Source organism: Sulfurirhabdus autotrophica (genome assembly GCF_004346685.1).
Classification (GTDB): domain Bacteria; phylum Pseudomonadota; class Gammaproteobacteria; order Burkholderiales; family SMCO01; genus Sulfurirhabdus; species Sulfurirhabdus autotrophica.
Genome location: NZ_SMCO01000001.1, coordinates 832,885 through 851,883, shown reverse-complemented (window position 1 = coordinate 851,883; position 18,999 = coordinate 832,885). Strand labels below are relative to the sequence as shown.

18 protein-coding genes are annotated in these 18,999 nt (G+C 47.6%); 9 read left to right on the top strand and 9 right to left on the bottom strand.

Annotated elements, in window-relative coordinates:
• Positions 1–23: 23 nt before the first annotated feature.
• The 5 genes from EDC63_RS04095 to grpE all read right to left on the bottom strand — a co-directional run bounded on the left by EDC63_RS04095 (position 24) and on the right by grpE (position 6,155).
• A complete protein-coding gene (locus EDC63_RS04095) occupies positions 24–1,730 on the bottom strand; it encodes a potassium channel family protein (RefSeq protein ID WP_124947261.1) in 1,707 nt (568 codons plus the stop codon).
• A 21-nt stretch (positions 1,731–1,751) separates the two neighbouring features.
• The gene (locus EDC63_RS04090) at positions 1,752–2,135 is read right to left on the bottom strand and encodes a DUF6394 family protein (RefSeq protein WP_124947262.1); all 384 of its coding nucleotides are present in this window, start codon (positions 2,133–2,135) and stop codon (positions 1,752–1,754) included.
• Between the two features lie 198 nt (positions 2,136–2,333).
• The gene (dnaJ, locus tag EDC63_RS04085; protein ID WP_124947263.1) at positions 2,334–3,452 is read right to left on the bottom strand and encodes a molecular chaperone DnaJ; all 1,119 of its coding nucleotides are present in this window, start codon (positions 3,450–3,452) and stop codon (positions 2,334–2,336) included.
• Positions 3,453–3,628: 176 nt separating this feature from the next.
• A complete protein-coding gene (dnaK, locus tag EDC63_RS04080; RefSeq protein ID WP_124947264.1) occupies positions 3,629–5,545 on the bottom strand; it encodes a molecular chaperone DnaK in 1,917 nt (638 codons plus the stop codon).
• A gap of 70 nt (positions 5,546–5,615) precedes the next feature.
• A complete protein-coding gene (gene grpE / locus EDC63_RS04075) occupies positions 5,616–6,155 on the bottom strand; it encodes a nucleotide exchange factor GrpE (protein WP_124947265.1) in 540 nt (179 codons plus the stop codon).
• 211 nt (positions 6,156–6,366) lie between these two features.
• Between grpE and EDC63_RS04070 the strand changes: the two genes are divergently transcribed.
• The 4 genes from EDC63_RS04070 (at position 6,367) to EDC63_RS04055 (ending at position 10,244) form a co-directional block, all read left to right on the top strand.
• Positions 6,367–7,083 carry a hemerythrin domain-containing protein gene (locus EDC63_RS04070; RefSeq protein ID WP_124947266.1) on the top strand — a complete coding sequence of 239 codons (717 nt, stop codon included), beginning with the start codon at positions 6,367–6,369 and terminating at the stop codon, positions 7,081–7,083.
• Between the two features lie 36 nt (positions 7,084–7,119).
• A complete protein-coding gene (djlA, locus tag EDC63_RS04065) occupies positions 7,120–7,899 on the top strand; it encodes a co-chaperone DjlA (RefSeq protein ID WP_223248372.1) in 780 nt (259 codons plus the stop codon).
• 85 nt (positions 7,900–7,984) lie between these two features.
• Entirely contained in the window at positions 7,985–8,506 is a 522-nt protein-coding gene (locus EDC63_RS04060; RefSeq protein ID WP_124947268.1) for a TIGR00645 family protein, read from the top strand.
• Positions 8,507–8,954: 448 nt separating this feature from the next.
• A complete protein-coding gene (locus EDC63_RS04055; RefSeq protein WP_124947269.1) occupies positions 8,955–10,244 on the top strand; it encodes a Fic family protein in 1,290 nt (429 codons plus the stop codon).
• 233 nt (positions 10,245–10,477) lie between these two features.
• Here EDC63_RS04055 and EDC63_RS04050 read toward each other — a convergent pair whose 3' ends face one another.
• From EDC63_RS04050 to hrcA, 3 genes are all read right to left on the bottom strand, one after another.
• Positions 10,478–10,837, bottom strand: coding sequence for a YajD family HNH nuclease (locus EDC63_RS04050; protein ID WP_124947270.1), 360 nt, complete (start codon positions 10,835–10,837; stop codon positions 10,478–10,480).
• Between the two features lie 163 nt (positions 10,838–11,000).
• On the bottom strand, positions 11,001–12,092 hold the full coding sequence (gene hemH / locus EDC63_RS04045) for a ferrochelatase (RefSeq protein ID WP_124947271.1): 1,092 nt from the start codon (positions 12,090–12,092) through the stop codon (positions 11,001–11,003).
• Between the two features lie 70 nt (positions 12,093–12,162).
• Positions 12,163–13,182, bottom strand: a complete 1,020-nt coding sequence (gene hrcA, locus EDC63_RS04040) for a heat-inducible transcriptional repressor HrcA (RefSeq protein WP_124947272.1) — start codon at positions 13,180–13,182, stop codon at positions 12,163–12,165.
• A 74-nt stretch (positions 13,183–13,256) separates the two neighbouring features.
• Between hrcA and EDC63_RS04035 the strand changes: the two genes are divergently transcribed.
• On the top strand, positions 13,257–14,129 hold the full coding sequence (locus EDC63_RS04035) for an NAD kinase (RefSeq protein ID WP_124947273.1): 873 nt from the start codon (positions 13,257–13,259) through the stop codon (positions 14,127–14,129).
• 1 nt (position 14,130) lies between these two features.
• The gene (recN, locus tag EDC63_RS04030) at positions 14,131–15,792 is read left to right on the top strand and encodes a DNA repair protein RecN (RefSeq protein WP_124947274.1); all 1,662 of its coding nucleotides are present in this window, start codon (positions 14,131–14,133) and stop codon (positions 15,790–15,792) included.
• Between the two features lie 110 nt (positions 15,793–15,902).
• On the opposite strand, the gene fur is transcribed toward recN, so the two are convergent.
• Positions 15,903–16,337 (bottom strand): ferric iron uptake transcriptional regulator, encoded by a 435-nt coding sequence (gene fur, locus EDC63_RS04025; protein WP_124947275.1) that lies wholly within the window; start codon positions 16,335–16,337, stop codon positions 15,903–15,905.
• Between the two features lie 82 nt (positions 16,338–16,419).
• Between fur and EDC63_RS04020 the strand changes: the two genes are divergently transcribed.
• From EDC63_RS04020 to carA, 3 genes are all read left to right on the top strand, one after another.
• A complete protein-coding gene (locus EDC63_RS04020; RefSeq protein ID WP_124947276.1) occupies positions 16,420–16,890 on the top strand; it encodes an outer membrane protein assembly factor BamE in 471 nt (156 codons plus the stop codon).
• A gap of 6 nt (positions 16,891–16,896) precedes the next feature.
• Positions 16,897–17,703 (top strand): 4-hydroxy-tetrahydrodipicolinate reductase, encoded by an 807-nt coding sequence (dapB, locus tag EDC63_RS04015; protein WP_124947277.1) that lies wholly within the window; start codon positions 16,897–16,899, stop codon positions 17,701–17,703.
• Between the two features lie 112 nt (positions 17,704–17,815).
• Positions 17,816–18,949, top strand: a complete 1,134-nt coding sequence (gene carA, locus EDC63_RS04010) for a glutamine-hydrolyzing carbamoyl-phosphate synthase small subunit (RefSeq protein WP_124947278.1) — start codon at positions 17,816–17,818, stop codon at positions 18,947–18,949.
• Positions 18,950–18,999 lie beyond the last annotated feature (50 nt).

Below are 18,999 nucleotides of genomic sequence, written 5' to 3'. Positions count from 1 at the left end.
TTAAGCTGAGACTACGTCATTCATTAACGAGATTTTGCAGGCGTTTTTCTCTCCAGCCATTGCCAGAAAGCACCGCTTGCTCTTTCCGTTCCTGTGATCAGGTAATTAAATACATTGTGATTTTTGGCTATCCATTCCATTTGCGTGCTGGCGCCAAATCGTCCGCATAGCAGGATGCGGTCTTCCTGTTGCAGATTGAAATCTTCGTCTGGTAATAGGTACTCGGTGTCGCCGCGCTGCACCAATAGTACAATACAAGCCAGGCGTTCATTGCGATTGCGCGGGTCACGATAAAGATCGCTAATGCAAACTTGTGATGCTTCTAAAATCCCCTTGAACAGGGCGGGTGAGTCTTGCTGGGTAATATATAGTGCCCAGGTTTGAGGCACTTCATTACCGGAAATACCACCGATACGACTGACTAGCTGATTGGCCCATTCATTTGTATTCAATCTGGCAAGTTGCAAAAACTCGGATAAGAGGGGCGTTGTGATGAGAGCAAAGATCTTATTTGCAATCACACTTCCACGCTGCATAGTCAGATCCAGTTTTGCAGCTGCGAAGATGCTGTCATTACGATGGGTATTCTGACGGGCAACTATGAACAGATTGGGATTAAGCATGATAGCCGTCATGATGATGGAAAGGTTGTTTGCATCATTATCTGTGCCGGCGACAATCCCTACCGCGTTCATGATATCTGCCTCCAGCAAAGTGCTGGCTTCAGTTCCGCTTCCGGTGATCGTTCCCGTCGGCGATTCAGTCAATTTTGGGGTGGCTTCAATAAAAGTCAGGGGGATGTTTTCGGACAACAAATGCTTGTGTACTGCCTTGCCAAAGCGGCCGTATCCACACAAAATCCAGCTACCATGTGGCGGAAAGATCGGCTCTCTCAAAGGTTCGTGAGGTACCGCAGTCATCCATTCATAGAGCAAAAACATACCTGGTGCATGAATGGCTAACGAGAGGCGGCCGGCAAAAGTATCGAATGGATTGATGATTTCATCAGTGCCGAATGAAGCCATGTTGGCTTCAATTTCCCGTGATTCTGCACGAGCGATAGTCGGGATGCGGGTATTAAGTAGCTTACTGGTAATGGCTACTTTCAGGTTGACGTCATCATCATCCGTTAAGGCAATCACACCCCGGCAGTTGGCATGGGTTAATCCGGCCAGAATCAGATTGTCGGGTTCTGCAGCATCAGCGCATAACCCTGGGACGGGAGATCTTAAGTCTTCCAGTTCCAGAGCGGTGATGCGATCCTGTGACTTGTCGATTACGATCGAACGATACCCTGATTCAGAAAGTGCACGCACTAGCATGCTGCCTGTATCTCCATAACCACACACTAGAAAGAAAGGATCTGTAATGCGATTCACTGCACGTCGGAAGGTATTTTGCTGGAGAATTGAGCGGAACGATGGGTCTTGTAGCGCAGAGAGTGCTGAACCAATACTGTAAAGCCAGGTAATTACGGTAGCGTAAATACCGACTGTAGCCCACATTCTTTGGGCATCCGTGAATGGGTAGGGTATCTCGCCAAAACCGATGGTGGTGCCCATGAAGCTCACGAAGTAGAACGCATGAAAGAAACTCATGTGCCATGGTTTACCGGCATTGTCGACACCGGGTATCAATACGAACCCCAGGATGGAAACAGCGTAAACGCAAATCAGCGCAATCAGAGGTGTATGAATCCGCCGCAGTAAAATATAGCCAATATTATGCAAACGCTTTCCTCCGGGCCAGAGTTACCGGCGAAATGCTAATGTTTCGGCGACAAAAAGGACGACAGAAGTAATATTGGCCAGTAATGCACCACCAGAAAGAGAAACAATGATTGCCATGATATGCGGAGTCATGCCTGTTTGGGTCCCGTGTTCAACGATGGTCCAGACGATGGCCGCGGTAATTAACTGCAAGTCAGCTACCAGGCTGGTTGCCAGTAAAACAGCACCGAGGTGCGTGCGATCACCAAATTTTAAAACCGTAGCGATCAGGCTCACCACTATGGCAGCAAATAATTCATATTCACTATGATGAACCGGGTTGGCGATGTCTCCGATGAAAAAACCAAAATTCAAGGTGAGTGCCAAAACAATGAAAAATGCGAAAAACACTTTTTCAAGATTCATTTTTATCCTTCCAGTACGTATTGTTGAGTTTTCTTAATATGTAGTTTAACTGAAAAATGATGTGCTGACTGCTACAGGAGCGTAATGGGGGCAAATCGTAATGGACTTAAAGTGAAAAAACCAGAGCGAAACCTGTACAGGTTTTACTCTGGTTTTTTGTTGCAGTGAGATCAATTCACAGAAATATGCTGAAAACAATTACTGGGCAAAGAATTCCTTCACTTTATCCATCCAGGATTTGGCACGAGGATTATGTTTGTCCCCGTCTTGTGCATTCAGGGTTTCCAGTTCCCTCAGCAATTCTTTCTGACGTTCTGTCAGGCTGACAGGGGTCTCTACCACCACATGACACATCAAGTCACCATGGGTTGTGCTCCGCACACCTTTGATCCCTTTGCCACGTAAACGGAAGATTTTTCCCGTCTGAGTTTCGGCTGGAATTTTGATTTTTGCAGATCCGTCCAGGGTAGGGATATCGATTTCACCGCCTAAAGCTGCGATAGTAAAGCCGATAGGCATTTCGCAGTGAAGGTCGTTATGGTCCCTTTGAAACACCTGATGGGGCTTGAGCTGAACCATCACATAAAGATCACCTGCCGGGCCGCCATTAACGCCATGCTCGCCTTCGCCACTTAAACGAATGCGATCGCCTTCATCCACTCCAGCCGGAATACGCACAGAAAGTGTTTTATGGCCTTTGATGCGTCCAGCGCCATGGCATTTTGGACACGGATTGGGAATGCTTTTGCCACTGCCATGACATTTTGGACAAGTTTGCTGAATAGAGAAAAAGCCCTGTTGCATGCGCACCTGACCATGACCCCCACAGGTTGTGCAAGTGACAGGTTCTGTACCTGGTTTTGCACCGGTGCCGCTACAAGTTTCGCACTCATCCATGGTGGGAATGCGAATCTGGGTTTCTGCACCGCGTGCCGCATCTTCCAGACTGATTTCCAGATTGTAGCGGAGGTCTGCGCCACGGTAGACATTGGAGCGTCGACCACCGCCGCCACCGCCGCCAAAGATGTCACCGAAAATGTCGCCAAAAGCATCGGCAAAACCACCGAAACCAGCTCCGCCCTTGGCGTTCTGGTCTACTCCGGCATGACCATACTGGTCATAAGCCTGGCGCTTACTTGCGTCAGACAGAATTTCGTAAGCTTCTTTTGCTTCTTTAAAATGCTCTTCAGCATTAGGATTGTCCGGGTTGCGATCCGGGTGGTGTTTCATGGCCAGTTTACGGTAGGCCTTCTTGATTTCATCGTCGCTAGCGTCCCGGTTGACGCCGAGCACTTCGTAGTAGTCGCGTTTTGACATAATTTAGTTTCACCACAAAGACACACAAGGCAAATGAGTCATCTGGTTGTGTGCAGTCTATTTACCCAAACGAAAGCTATATCTCGCAGGTTTAAGGAAAGCAAAAAGCATTAAAGCACAGAGGTGAGGGATCGAAAGATCGAACCCTCATTAGCTCTGTGCTTCAACAGTCGTCCTTACTTGTTTTCTTTAACTTCTTCGAACTCGGCATCCACTACATCATCGTCAGCCTTATGTTCGCCGCCTTGTGCAGAAGCGCCAGCACCGGCATCTCCTTCTTTGGCATACATCTGCTCAGCCAGTTTATGAGAAGCTTCAGTCAATGCTTTGGTTTTTGCTTCGATTTCGTCTTTGTTATCGCTCTTCAGTGCTTCTTCTGCATCTTTCAACGCAGATTCAATCTTGGCTTTTTCATCTGCACCAATCTTGTCACCGAATTCAACCAGTGATTTTTTCACGGAGTGAACCATCGCGTCGCACTGGTTGCGAGCATTGACCAGTTCCAATGTCTTGCGGTCTTCTTCAGCGTGGGTAGCGGCATCTTGCTCCATACGCTTGATTTCTTCCTCAGACAAACCAGAACTTGCCTGGATTTTGATCTTGTTCTCTTTACCGGTTGCCTTGTCTTTAGCGGAAACGTGCAGAATACCGTTGGCGTCAATATCAAAAGTCACTTCGATCTGAGGCATGCCGCGTGGTGCTGGCGGGATGTCAGAAAGATTGAACTGGCCCAGACTCTTGTTGCCGGAAGCTACTTCCCGCTCACCTTGCAGAACGTGAATGGTCACAGCATTCTGGTTGTCATCCGCTGTAGAAAACACTTGAGATGCCTTGGTAGGAATCGTGGTGTTTTTCTGGATGAGTTTGGTCATCACACCACCCATGGTTTCAATACCCAGAGAAAGCGGGGTAACGTCTAGCAACAGAACGTCTTTCACTTCACCTTGAAGCACACCACCCTGAATGGATGCACCCACTGCTACAGCTTCATCCGGGTTAACGTCTCTGCGCGGCTCTTTGCCAAACAGTTCTTTAACCACTTCCTGCACTTTTGGCATACGGGTCTGACCGCCAACCAAAATCACGTCTGAAATGTCTGAAAGCTTGATGCCGGCATCTTTAATAGCTTGTTTGCATGGCGCAATCGTCCGATTAACCAGTTCTTCAACCAATGTTTCAAACTTGGTGCGGTTGATTTTTACCGCCAAGTGCTTAGGTCCACTGGCATCTGCCGTAATGTATGGCAGGTTCACTTCAGTTTGCTGTGAGCTGGAAAGTTCAATCTTGGCCTTTTCCGCAGCTTCTTTCAGACGTTGCAGCGCCAGGATGTCGTTGCGTAAATCGATACCATTTTCTTTCTTGAACTCATCAGCCAGGTAATCGATGATGCGCTGGTCAAAGTCTTCACCACCAAGGAATGTATCACCGTTGGTAGAAAGTACTTCAAATTGATGCTCGCCTTCAATTTCAGCGATGTCAATGATGGAAATATCAAAAGTACCACCACCCAGATCGTAGACGGCGATTTTGCGGTCGCCTTCTTTCTTGTCCAGACCAAACGCAATGGCAGCTGCCGTTGGTTCGTTGATAATACGTTTTACTTCCAGACCGGCAATACGGCCAGCATCTTTAGTCGCCTGACGCTGGGAATCATTGAAGTAAGCAGGAACGGTAATAACCGCTTCAGTCACTTCTTCGCCCAGATAGTCTTCGGCAGTTTTCTTCATCTTGCGTAAAACTTCAGCAGAAACTTGTGGCGGCGCCATTTTTTTGCCGCGCACTTCCACCCATGCATCGCCATTTTCTGCTTTTACGATGGAATACGGCATCAGGTTAATGTCTTTCTGTACTTCTTTTTCGTCAAAACGACGGCCGATCAGACGTTTTACCGCGTACAGAGTGTTTTTAGGGTTGGTTACTGCCTGGCGTTTGGCTGATGCGCCAGCCAGAATTTCGCCTTCTTCTGTGTAGGCAACGATAGAAGGGGTAGTGCGAGCGCCTTCAGAATTTTCGATAACCTTCGCTACACCATTTTCCATTACAGAAACGCAGGAATTTGTTGTTCCCAGGTCAATGCCGATAATTTTTCCCATGATTTTTCCTTAATTAAATGTTAATGACTTTTTTACTGTTGAATTCAAGGTGAGGGCTGGATTAATAATTTCAACCCTCTTGTTTTGCTTTTGCTACCATAACCAGCGCAGGGCGCAGAATTCGGTCATTCAATTTGTACCCTTTCTGCATGACGCCAATCACCGTATTGGGTGCGGCGTCGGCTTCCACCATGCTCATGGCCTGGTGTTGATGTGGATCAAATTTTTCCCCCATGGGGCTTACTTCGGCAATATTGAATTTTTCAAATACCGAAACCAGTTGCTTCAAAGTGAGCTCAACACCACTTTTCAGATTTTCCAGCGTCGTGTTCTCAACATTGAGTGCCGCTTCCAGACTGTCTTTCACTGTCAGTAGTTCAGAAGAAAAATTTTCAACTGCATACTTGTGAGCATTGCCGATATCTACTTGCGCACGCTTACGGATATTGTCTGCATCCGCTTTGGCGCGAAGCCAGGCATCATGGTGCTCCTGAGCTAAAAGCTCAGACTGCTTCAGCATTTCCTCCATGCTAGGCAGGGTATCTACACCTTCTTCAGCAGCTTGTTGATTGTTTTCAGGGGTTGTTTCGTTCTGTTTATCTTCTTGCATGTAAAGCCTCCTAATATTCCATCACAGGCATATTTAGGCGTAATTTCTTATTTCAAGTGTTTTGGAAAAAATTTTTTCTGTGGCAGATATGTCATTATCTGAATGGAAGGGGCTGTAATAGGACAAAATAGCCGTTGATTTCCAATAAAGTGGATAGGCTGATAGTATATCAGTCGGTGCTAATGAATCGGATTTTAAGACAGGAATTGAAATGGCAGTATCAGAAAAAATGCTGGACCTGACCGGCGAAGCTTCCAGTCAGCTTCAATCGGCAGCTTACCATGAGTTAAAAGATCTGGTGCGCGGCGAGATAGTCACAATGCTGACAAAGCAAGAGCCCACCATGCTGATGAATACCATCAACCTGCATCTGCGTGACAATCTCAGTTGGGAGATTCAACAGGAAGCTGTTGATCTGTGGCGCGTCGTCATCCGACACCGGGAAGACGCTCCGGCAACAGATGTCATTGATCTGTTAACGCGCGATCATAAGCGACTGGATGATTTGTTTGCCCGTTCCCTGCATCATATCAATGCTGGCGAAGTGGCAGAGGCTGCGCCGCTCATCAAAGAATTCATCGTGGGTTTAAAGAAGCATATGGATGTGGAAAATAATATATTGACCCTCTCTTTTGCTGCGCCACGAGATCCTTTTGGTGGTGATCCTACCTCCACCATGTTGCGCGAACATGATGAAATACTGGGGCAGGCAGCCGTCATTGAGTCTTATTTTGAAGACGGATTGCCGGATGCAAAGGAAGTTGCCGCATTTTTTGCAATAATGTCTGGTACGCTGGCAAAGCATGAGTACCGCGAGGAAAGCCTTTTGTTTCCCCATTGGAAGGCAGCTATTTTCAGAGTGCCGGCAGAAATGCAATCAGCCTTGTTCAAAAGAGTGCAGGAAACGTTAATTGAAGGCAGTAATTGATCGTGGTAACGGATTTTTTTAAAAGCAATTTCAGGAGTGACATTGTTTAAACTCATTGGAGCCCTGTTAGGGTATTACTTTTTTGGAATTTTTGGTGCATTTGCTGGTTATTTTATAGGCAGTATTGTTGGGCGCGTTATCGCTTACGGTGTTGGCGGTGTTAACCCACTTAGCAGCCATCATCGCCAAACTGTATTTCTTGAAACGGTTTTCATTTTAATGGGCAAACTGGCCAAAGTAGATGGCCATATTTCTAAAGATGAAATAGCCCATGTCGAACAGTTTATTCAAAAACTGGGCATGTCTGCTGAACACAGGCAGCGAGTGATCATGCTTTTTAAGCAAGGTGCCGCCCCGGATTTTGATTATGAGCCAAACATAAGGCAATTCATGGCCGTTTGCGGCCATACCCACAGCCTGAAACAAATGTTGCTGGTTTACCTCATTGTGATGGCAGTGTCTGACGGCAGTATTGATTTCGCTGAAGAGCGCTTGCTGGTCGATATTGCCCGTCATCTGGGGTATGACCAGCAAGCATTCAAACATATGCTGGATATGGTATTAAACCAAGCGCATTTCGCTGGAGGGCAGACAACTTCTGCCACTAATCTGGATGATGCGTATAAAGCGTTAGGGGTAAGTAAAGAAAGTAGCGATCAGGAAGTTAAACGGGCTTATCGAAAGCTGATGAGTCAATATCACCCGGATAAATTAATGGGGCAGGGTGTGCCTGAAGACATGATTGCAGTCGCCACCGAGCAAGCGCAGGAAGTGCAAGTTGCCTATGATTTAATTACAAAAAGTCGTAAGCAATAGTCTGTAATCGATAAGTGTCATTTGGCCCGTTAGTCGGAAACACGTAAAATAGTCATCAATAAAGTAAACATAGTAAGGGAAATGAATGGAAACGAAACACCAAAACAAAATACTTAAAATAATGGCCAATATGGTCTTTGCCAGTCGCTGGCTCCAGGCCCCACTCTATCTTGGGCTCATTGTTGCGCAAGCCGTTTATGTCTATCATTTTGGCGTAGAACTGATGCACTTGGTGCAACACACCAAGACAGTAACCGAAACCGAAATCATGTTGGTTGTACTGGGCCTGATAGATGTGGTCATGATTGCCAATTTGTTGCTGATGGTCATTGTTGGTGGATACGAAACCTTCGTGTCACGTATGCATCTGGATGAACATCCCGACCAGCCTGAATGGCTGGAGCACGTCAATGCAGGTACCATGAAGGTCAAGCTATCCATGGCGCTGATTGGTATTTCCTCCATCCATTTGCTGAAAACTTTTATTGAAGCGCCCAACTTGAGTCAACAGACCATGATGTGGCAAGTAATTATTCATATGGCTTTTGTGTTATCTGCGATGGCGATGGCTTTCACCAATCGACTGATGGAGCCAGTGGCCCACTGAGTAGCTGAAAAATGAACTCCGTTCCTCAATGGTGAGGGGCGGATGCTTAAAAAATTTCCCCCCCATTTTTTTTGTGGCTTGAACGCTGGTTTTGTGAGGTGTGCAGCCTTCACCGTCCTTAAACGGAAGTTCTGGATATGTGCGCTGACAGTCTCATTTTCGGCTTGAGCAGACCTTCGAATCTGTCTAACGAACCGGAGATAGCTCAAAATTCTGCACTAGAACCCTAGATGAAGCCACCCACATACGCTTGCTCGTCGCACAATGCCTGTGACCGAGAGACATGGTCTTCTAAAAAGTCGGTTTAACTACGCTAGAAAAGTTCGGCTGGAACCTCAGTAGAACGATCGGCACAGATATCGGCAGAGATATCGTGTGATCTAACGCTAACTATTTAATTGTTTATGAATTATAATCGGCACAGTCATCGGCAAATTCAGAGGAAACAATGATTGAGTTATACGACAATCCTACTCAGATGGAACCGCTAGTCATCGATAGCTCTCGGCCTATCTATGACTCGCTGATCGGGCTTGCTCACGAGCTATCAGAAGCGTCTGCCTGCTTAGACGCTGCACTTGTTCCAGCGACCGCGAAAAGCCTCTCCGAGCTTGTCTCGGGGATGAACTGTTACTACTCGAACTTGATCGAGGGCCATCACACCTTACCAATTGATATTGAGAAGGCGCTGTTCGAGGTAAAGGAGCAGATAGAGCAAACGGACTTGCAGAGTCTTGCATTTGCTCACATCGAGGCTGATCGATGGGCAAAGTTGCAGTCGCTCGACAAAAGTTTTCTACTTCCCTTTATCCTCGAAGTTCACCGGCGCTTTTGCGAGCATTTGCCGAAGGAAATGCTGACGCTCAAGGACGGGAGCTACATGGAGCCCGGAAAGTTCCGCGAGAGGGATGTCCACGTAGGCATACATGTAGCGCCAAGAGCAGACACACTTAATCGCTTCCTAGAGCGCTTCACAGAGGTCTACGGCCTCCGCCTGGAATGGTCAAAAAAAGGCGGAATAAGCAAGCTAAACGGCATTCTTTCGGTTTTCGCAGCCCATCATCGAGTTGTGTGGATTCACCCCTTTCTTGATGGGAACGGTCGGGTGGCGCGGATCACCATCGACGCAATGCTCCGAGAGTGTGGAGTAAATGGCGCATGCCTATGGTCGATGTCCCGAGGGTTCGCGAAGACCGCGGAAGAATACAAGGCGAAACTAGCCGGAGCCGACCAACCTCGAATGGGCGATCTTGATGGGCGTGGAAACTTGTCCGAAAAGCGCTTGGCAGAATTTTGTGAGTACGCCATGCAAACTGCCATCGATCAGGCCAAATTCATGGCCAGGATGTTCGCACTCGACAACTTTAGATTCAGAGCCAAGCAATTTTTCCAGAAAGTGCGGTTCGACCTCAAACCTGAGTCTGCACACCTCTTCATCCATGCCTTCAGTACTGGAGAATTTGAGCGCATGGAGGCAGGCCGTCTCACCGGCCTCCCAGAAAGGACAGCGAGAGACGTGCTTAACGTGCTCGTCCTCGAAGGGTTCCTTGTCTCCGATACCCCGCGAGGCAAGGTTCGAGTCGGTTTCCCTATGCATGCTCTCGGGTCTCTCTTGCCTAACCTCTATCCGGCAGGCGATCTTGACGTGGATCCACAAGCGCTAAGACAGCTTGTCAAAGAGGCCAAAGCCAATGCTGCTGCGAGAAATGCGCTTGCTCACAATATGAAGCTCAAGTAGCGAGCAGACTCCCAATCTTCATGGTAATCGGGCTGAATCACTCAGGTATTAATGGAGATGTCTGAGAGTCAGCTCAGGCCGATCAGTAGACCTCCGCAGCAATCAACCTGAATGCATGCTGCGTGCACACACCGACCTATTGATATGTAGAGACCATATCACCATATTGCAATTTCGGATTTTGAGTAAGGTAAGTGTTACGAGGAGGTCCCTCGTACTTTTCACTCAGATGGTTATTTTTTGTTCTTCAACAAATCCTTTAGTCCTGCAAACGGATTGAAGGTGGCCAGGTTTTCAGAATTTCCATCATCAGAACGACCAGTTGAATCTTTAATCCGGGAGTGTTCATTTTCATGGCAATAAGTGCAGAGGAGTTCCCAATTGCTGCCATCAGCCGGATTGTCGTCATGGTTGCTGTTCTTGTGGTGTACCTCCAGCAACTGGAGGTTTTCTCGGGTAAAAGTACGGGCGCAGCGACCACAAACCCAAGGGTACAGCTTTAGCGCTTGCTCTCGATATCCAGTAGTTCTTTTCTCTGCATTTCGGCGTGCCTCAAGCACTAATTTGTCCAGCTTGCTATTTTCCTGCGCCATTTCAGCACCTCGATTGAATTGACCGCCCGGGCTAACAAAATCAGCTTAAGCGTAATTTTATTTTCTATCAACTGGCTTCTGGGGCTTCTAGCATCTTCACTCTAGGGGGTTAATGCAAATGCATTATGTGCTGATGCAAGAGTGATTCAGTATCAGAAACCATTTATGTTTTGGCACCCAATGCGATTGCACGAGTCTTGCTTGCTTGTAGTGCAGCCTCATCCGGAACGGGTGAAATCCATCCTTGTAAATTTTCCATCACGATGTCGCGCATGGCTTTTATCCAGTCATCGCGGCTATTAAGGCAAGGTATGTAGTGAAATTCTTTGCCGCCCGCGTTAAGGAAAGTGGTTTTGCCTTCCATGGCGATTTCTTCCAGGGTTTCCAGGCAGTCACTGGTAAAACCAGGGCAGACTGTGTCTACGCGTTTGGTGCCTGCCTTGCCCAGTTCTTCCAACGTATTGGTTGTGTAGGGCTTTAGCCATTCAGTGCGCCCAAAGCGGGATTGAAAGCATACATGATATTGATTTTCTTTAAGCCCCAGCGCTTCTGCCAGCAGTCGGCCTGTTTTCTGGCATTCGCAGTGGTAAGGGTCGCCCTTGTCTAAAGAAAAGCGGGGAACGCCATGAAAACTCATCACCAGCTTATCCGGGCGGCCGTTTTGCATCCAGTATTCATTGATGCTCTGGGCTAGTGCCTGTATGTAATCCGGGCGATCATGATAATGCTTGATTGTGCGGATTGCTGGTACATTACGCATTTTAGCCAGCGACTGGAAAACTTTGTCAAAAGCCGTTGCTGTCGCGCTGGCGGCGTATTGCGGGTAGAGCGGCAGCACCAGAATTCTGTCGCAATTTTGCTCTCTCAGTTTGCTGAGTACGCTGTCAATGGACGGGTTGCCGTAACGCATCGCGTATTCCAATACGAAAGGTGTTTTTAGTTGATCGCCCAGGTAACCTTTGAGCAACTTTGCCTGCTTTTCAGTGTTTACTTTAAGAGGGGAACCTTCTTTGGTCCATATCTGGGCATATTTTTCAGCCGATTTTTTGGGGCGTGTGTTCAGAATAATGCCGTTTAAAATAAACCACCATATGGCTTTAGGTATTTCAATGACTCGTGGGTCAGACAGAAATTCCTTCAGATAAGGCCGTAGGGCAGAGGCTGTTGCAGCCTCTGGTGTACCAAGATTAACCAATAAAATGCCAATTTTAGGCAGGCTGCCATGTTGAAAAGGGGGTTCTTTTAGATAGCTCATTTGGATAGTTGTTGTAAGCAAGCCTTTTGGAATGTGAGTTATGTAGTGCTAAACAAACATAAAAATTGGATTATTGGAATGAAAGGGCGCTGGTCAGGAGCTTTGCCGTAATGTCCACAATCGGAATAACACGCTCATAGGCCATACGTGTAGGTCCGACAACGCCAACAGTTCCAACAATTTTGCCATCCACTTCGTATGGAGCCGTGACGACGCTGCATTCATCCAATGGTGTTAACCCGGATTCACCGCCAATAAATATCTGCACCCCATTAGCCTGCTGGCTGCGATCAAGTAGTTGCAGTAATGCGGTTTTTTGCTCAAATACATCAAATAGCTTTCTGACGCTGGCCATGTCGGAAGAAAGATCGTGCACGTTCAGCAAATTGCGTTCACCAGAAATAACACAGTTATCCTGGGTTTCACTGAGCGCCTCACTGCCGGCTTCAAGCGCTGCGTTCATCAAATGGGTCATGTTATGGTGCAATTGCTTCAGTTCTGTTTGAATTTTTGCGCGTACTTCTGTGAACGTCAGTCCTGAATAATTCTGGTTGAAAAAATTGGCAGCCTGGGTGAGTTCTGATGAGCTATAGGATTTATCTGTGCAAATAATGCGGTTTTGCACTTCCCCTTCTGCCGTTACAATGATCAGAAGGATGCGTTTCTCAGAGAGCGTCAAAAATTCCAGCTGGCGAAAAGCGGCGCTGCGCCGTTTGGGTGTCATGACGACACCGGCAAACTGGGTAAGTTGGGAAAGAAGTTGAGAGGCAGAGGCGGCTAATCTTTGCGGATCGTCTGGATGCAGCTTATTCTCAAGCTGATGAATTTCCCCTGCGCCTAGCGGTTTTATCGTGAGTAGTGTATCAACAAAAAAACGATAGCCCCGGGAGGTAGGAATGCGCCCGGAAGAAGTATGTGGACTGATAATGAGCCCAGATTCTTCCAGGTCAGCCATCACATTGCGGATACTGGCTGGACTCAAGTCCAGACCTGAAAATTTGGAAAGCGTGCGCGAGCCAATAGGCTGGCCTTCATTTATGTAGCGTTCAACCAGCGTTTTGAGTAAAAGTTGTGCGCGAGAATTTAGCATGAGTCCATTTTACACAAAATTGCTTAAATCCATAACGTGTCAAATCGGATCGCTAGCGTTATAATTCAAAACCTATGACCCAACCATTTAAAACAATAGCGTTAATCGGTAAATATAATAGCCCTGAAATCAGCGAACCGTTGTTGCGGCTCGCGCAATTTCTGGTTGAACGCGAGTATGCTGTGCTAGTGGCCAGGCAGACCGCTGAACTTATCGGCACGTCAAACTTTCTCATGGCAAACCTTTCCGATATTGGTGGTGTGGCGGATGTGGCCGTTGTTATGGGAGGGGATGGCACGATGCTGAACATTGCCCGCACACTGGTCGGATTTAAAGTGCCGCTCATTGGTGTGAATCAGGGCAGGCTGGGATTTCTTACCGACGTTTCCATCGATACCATGTTTGATACCGTTGCAGAAATGTTGAACGGGGAATATAGCGCTGAAGACCGGATTCTGCTGAATGCTGAAATATGGCGCGAGGGTGAAAAAGTTTTCTCCGCCTGTGCTTTTAACGATGTGGTTGTTGGTAAAGGCAATACCGGTCGCCTGATTGAGATAGAAGTATCCATCGATAACGAGTTTGTAAACAGCCAACGTGCAGACGGTCTGGTAGTGGCCACGCCAACAGGCTCAACCGCCTATGCACTTTCTGCTGGCGGCCCCCTGTTGCACCCAACCCTTGAAGCGATTGCCCTTGTCCCTGTTTGCCCGCACACGCTATCTGCGCGACCGATTGCAGTAAATAGCCACTCTGTAGTTGAGATCACTATTACCTATGCAAGCGACGCACGCGCTCATTTTGACGGGCAGCGACATTTTGACCTGATCGTGGGCGATAAGGTGATTGTGCGACGTGCTGAAAATGCTGTCCGGCTGCTGCACCCTGTTGGTCACAGTTATTACGACATGTTGAGGCAAAAATTGCATTGGGGCGAGAAACTCTAAAATGTTGCTCAACTTAAGTGTTCGTGATTTCGTCATTGTAGATAAGCTGGATCTGGAATTTACTGCCGGTTTTACCGTATTAACCGGTGAAACAGGAGCAGGGAAGTCCATATTGATCGATGCTCTTGCTCTTGTGCTGGGTGAGCGCGGCGATAGCGGGGTTGTTCGTGCCGGCTGCGAACGCGCGGAACTGATTGCAGAGTTTGATATACAAGCATTACCTGAGTTGAAGCGCTGGCTGGAAGAAAATGATCTGGCAGGCGACCCGGATGTGTGTCTGATGCGCAGAATAATCGATGCGAATGGTCGTTCGCGGGGTTTTATTAATGGCCGGCAAGCTACGCAGCAGCAATTGAGAGATGCTGGGGAGTGGCTGGTAGATATTCACGGTCAGCATGCACACCAGTCTTTGCTCAGGCAAAATGCTCAGCGGGAATTGCTCGACGGTTACGCTGGGTTGCGCGGTTTGTGTGGAGAAGTGACAGAAGCCTATCGGCGCTGGCAGGAACTGCGTAAAAGTCGTCTGGAGTGGGAAAAAGACACAGAAGCGCATGCTCAGGAACGAGAACAGCTTGAATGGCAAGTACGTGAAGTCAAAGGCCTGAGTTTTTCTCTTGTAGAATGGGAAGAGTTGTTGGCAGAGCATGCTCGCTTATCCAATTCAGCAAGTTTAATGGAAGGTGCTCAGTTCGGGCTGGAATTGCTTTCCGAAGGCGAATCTGCCTGCTTGCCCCAGATTAGTGCTTTAGCTTCGCGTTTAAAGCACTTGCAGGAATTTGATGCCAGTTTGAAAGAAACTTTAGATGTGCTTGAGCCTGCTGAAATCCAGTTGCAAGAAGCAGTATACAGTTTAAGGCATTATTTGCAGCGCCTGGATCTGGATCCGGAAAGATTGCGCACAGCAGAACAACGGTTGGATGAAGTGCATTCCATCGCACGCAAGTATCGAACAACACCAGATCAGTTACCCGAGTTGCTCAATCAATGGCAAAGTCGCCTGGATGCGTTAGGGGGTGCAGGCGAAAGTGGTAATTTGCAGCAGAAAGAGACAGAAGCGCAGACGGAATATCTGGCAAAGGCGAAAAAATTAAGTGCTGGCAGACAAACCGCTGCTAAAACGTTGTCGCAAAAAGTCAGCGCTTCAATGCAAAGCCTTGCAATGGCAGGTGGTCAGTTTGAAGTAGGTTTGCCAGAGCTGCCTGAAGGCAGTGCTTATGGACTAGAGCAGATCGAGTTTTTGGTCTCCTCTCATGGGGGTGTCACACCCAAACCATTGGCAAAAGTGGCTTCAGGGGGCGAGCTTTCCCGTATCAGTCTGGCAATACAAGTCATTACCAGCAAAATTTCCAAAGTACCGACTTTAATTTTTGATGAAGTGGATGTGGGGATTGGCGGTGGTGTGGCGGAAATTGTCGGACAAATGTTGAGAAAACTGGGTGATGAGCGGCAGGTGCTGTGTATTACACATTTACCTCAAGTGGCGGCATTAGGACAGAATCACTGGCAGGTAGCAAAAACAGTGCGCAGCGATACGGTGGTCAGTCAGATTTCCGTACTGGAGAAGTCGAGTCGCATCGATGAAATTGCGCGGATGTTGGGTGGAGTAGATATTACCCAGACAACCCGCAAACATGCAGAAGAAATGCTGGGGTTTGAAGCCTAGCGTTCAGCGGAGAGCGCAATAAATCAGGTGGAAAGCAGGTTGATTGGTCCGATTTTCACCTGATTTGATTTAAATCCGTCGCTTTGTTATCGCTGTGCTTGCAGATGGTCTTACTTGGCTTTTACCTTGTGCGGGCAAGCTTCCTTGGTGCAATCAGCGTATAAGTACAGAGAGTGATCGTGAATTGCAAATCCTCTGTCTTGGGCGATTTTCTTTTGACGGCGCTCGATCTCTTCATCAAAAAATTCTTCTACCCGGTTGCATTGCAAGCAAACCAGATGGTCATGGTGGCCGCCCTGGTTAAGCTCATAAACGGCTTTGTCACTTTCAAAATGGTGGCGCATCAGTAAGCCGGCTTGTTCAAACTGGGTTAATACCCGGTAAACAGTTGCCAGGCCCACATCTTCGCCATCAGCAATCAGTTGCTTGTAAACATCTTCAGCCGCCATGTGGCGAACCGAGCTGTTTTCAAACAAGTTGAGAATTTTTAATCTGGGTAAGGTTGCCTTAAGGCCAATGTTTTTAAGGTCAGTGGAATCGCTCATAATTTTGTGATGCCTGAGTTAGTCAATTCTGAGGTATGATATAGCCTTTTTAAATCTTTGCAAAACACATCGACGTTAACGTATGTACAAAATAATTATTCCCTTGGTGTTGCTGCTGGCTTCTTGCTCCTATGTCCCTACAATATCACCTTACAAAATTGATATTCAGCAGGGTAACGTTGTTACGCAGGAAATGGTATCCAAGCTTAAACCGGGTATGACCAAGTCGCAGACAAAATTTGTTCTCGGTACCCCGTTGATTACGGATGCTTTCCATGCAGACCGATGGGACTACGTATATCTTTTGAAAAAAGGTGGAAAACTGCTGGAGCAACGCAAGTTAACTGTAGTATTTGAAGGAGACCTGTTGAAACGTCTGGAAGGCGATGTGGCAGCAGCTACGTCGGAAGATACAAAGGCAGCGGAAAATGCATCGGCCAAACCAGATGAGGCTCAGCAGAACGTGAAGGCGGATCAAAAAAATGATGGCGCCAAAGTTGAAAAAGAAGAAAAAGGTTTTTTTGGCAGAATGCTTGAAAAAATTGGATTGTAATTGAGTATGGATATGCAGAATATTGTCATTGCAGGCAGCTCCGGTCGTATGGGACGTGCGTTGATCGAGGCGGTTTCTATGTCGCCCGATGCACGCTTATACGCTGCCCTGGAAAGAGCGGGTAGTGTTTATGTTGGTAAGGATGCTGGCGAATTGGTAGGCTCTCCTTGTGGTGTGATGATAACGGATGACCCGGCAAAAGCCATTGCAGGAAGTGATGTGTTTATTGATTTTACCCGTCCTGAAGGTACGCTTGAGCACATGGCGTTATGCCGTCAGCTCGGCGTGAAAATGGTGATTGGTACGACTGGCTTCAGTGAAGATCAGAAGCTTCAGATTGCGGCAGCGGCCCAGGATATCGGTATTGTCTTCGCTCCAAATATGAGCGCGGGTGTTAATTTGACATTCAAATTGCTGGAAATTGCTGCCAAAGTCTTGAATGAAGGTTTCGACATAGAAGTGGTGGAAGCGCATCATCGCCACAAGGTAGATGCACCTTCAGGAACGGCTTTGCGCATGGGCGAAGTGGTGGCGCAGGCGCTGGGTCGAAATCTGGCTGATTGCGCGGTTTATGGTCGGGAGGGGGTTACCGGCGAACGCTCTCCTTCAACAATTGGCTTTGCCACCGTGCGTGGCGGCGATATTGTTGGTGATCACACCGTTATGTTTGCTGGAATTGGTGAGCGCGTAGAAATTACGCATAAGGCTTCCAGCCGTGCCACATTTGCAAATGGTGCCGTAAGAGCCGCGCACTTCCTAGGTGGACGCAAAAACGGACTATATGACATGCAGGATGTTCTTGGTTTGCGTTGATAGAAGTGTAATATTTTAGTATAATTGTCGGCAATTCTGGGGGCGGGATGGGTGATAAGCCTGTCCCGCTTCTTTGTATGTTCACAAGCCACGTCTTTAGGAGCTTATTTCGGTGCCGCATCAAAAACCTGCTGTTCTCGTTCTCGCAGATGGTACTGTGTTCCGGGGTGTTTCCATTGGTGCTGAGGGTTCTACAGTAGGTGAAGTGGTTTTCAATACCGCACTTACCGGCTATCAGGAAATACTGACTGACCCTTCCTATTGCAAGCAAATCGTTACGCTGACTTACCCCCATATTGGTAATGTCGGGGTGAACGCTGAAGACGATGAATCCAATAAGATTTTCGCAAGTGGTCTTGTCATCAGAGACCTGCCTATTGCTTCCAGTAATTTCCGTAAAGAACAAGAGTTATCCGATTTTCTTAAGTCGCAAAATGTAGTCGCCATAGCCGATATTGATACACGCAAGCTGACCAGGTTGCTGCGCGAGAAGGGTGCGCAAAGTGGCTGTATCATGGCAGGCGACATAAATGAAGCTGAAGCGCTTAAACAGGCAAATGCTTTCCCTGGATTAGCGGGAATGGATTTGGCCAAGGTGGTGAGCTGCGACAAACCGTATGTCTGGGAGCAAGGTGAGTGGTCCCTTGGCAAGGGCTTTAATCAACCCGTCAATGCTGAGTTTCATGTTGTTGCCTTTGATTACGGTATCAAGCGAAATATTCTGCGCATGATTGCTGACCGCGGATGTAAAGTAACCGTGTTGCCGGCACAAAGTACGGCTAAAGAGGTGCTTGCACTGAAGCCAGATGGTATTTTTCTCTCTAATGGTCCCGGTGATCCTGAGCCATGTGATTACGCCATAAAAGCGATTCAGGAACTGCTTGAAAGCGGGATTCCAATGTTTGGTATTTGCCTGGGGCATCAATTGCTGGCGCTTGCCAGCGGTGCCAAGACCATGAAAATGAAATTTGGCCACCATGGCGCAAATCACCCTGTTCAGGATCTCGAAAGCAAGCGGGTAATGATTACCAGTCAGAATCATGGTTTCTCGGTGGATGCGTCAACTATGCCGGCTAACATGTGTTCTACCCATGTTTCCCTGTTTGATGGAAGCTTGCAAGGAATCGCCAGAACAGACAAACCTGCGTTCAGTTTTCAGGGGCATCCTGAAGCCAGTCCAGGTCCAAGAGATGTAAGCTATTTGTTTGATCGTTTCATAACAATGATGCGTCAGGCGAAGGTGTAACGCGTTCCTGCGATTAAAAACTGCGTTAACACCACACGAGTTGATGAAAT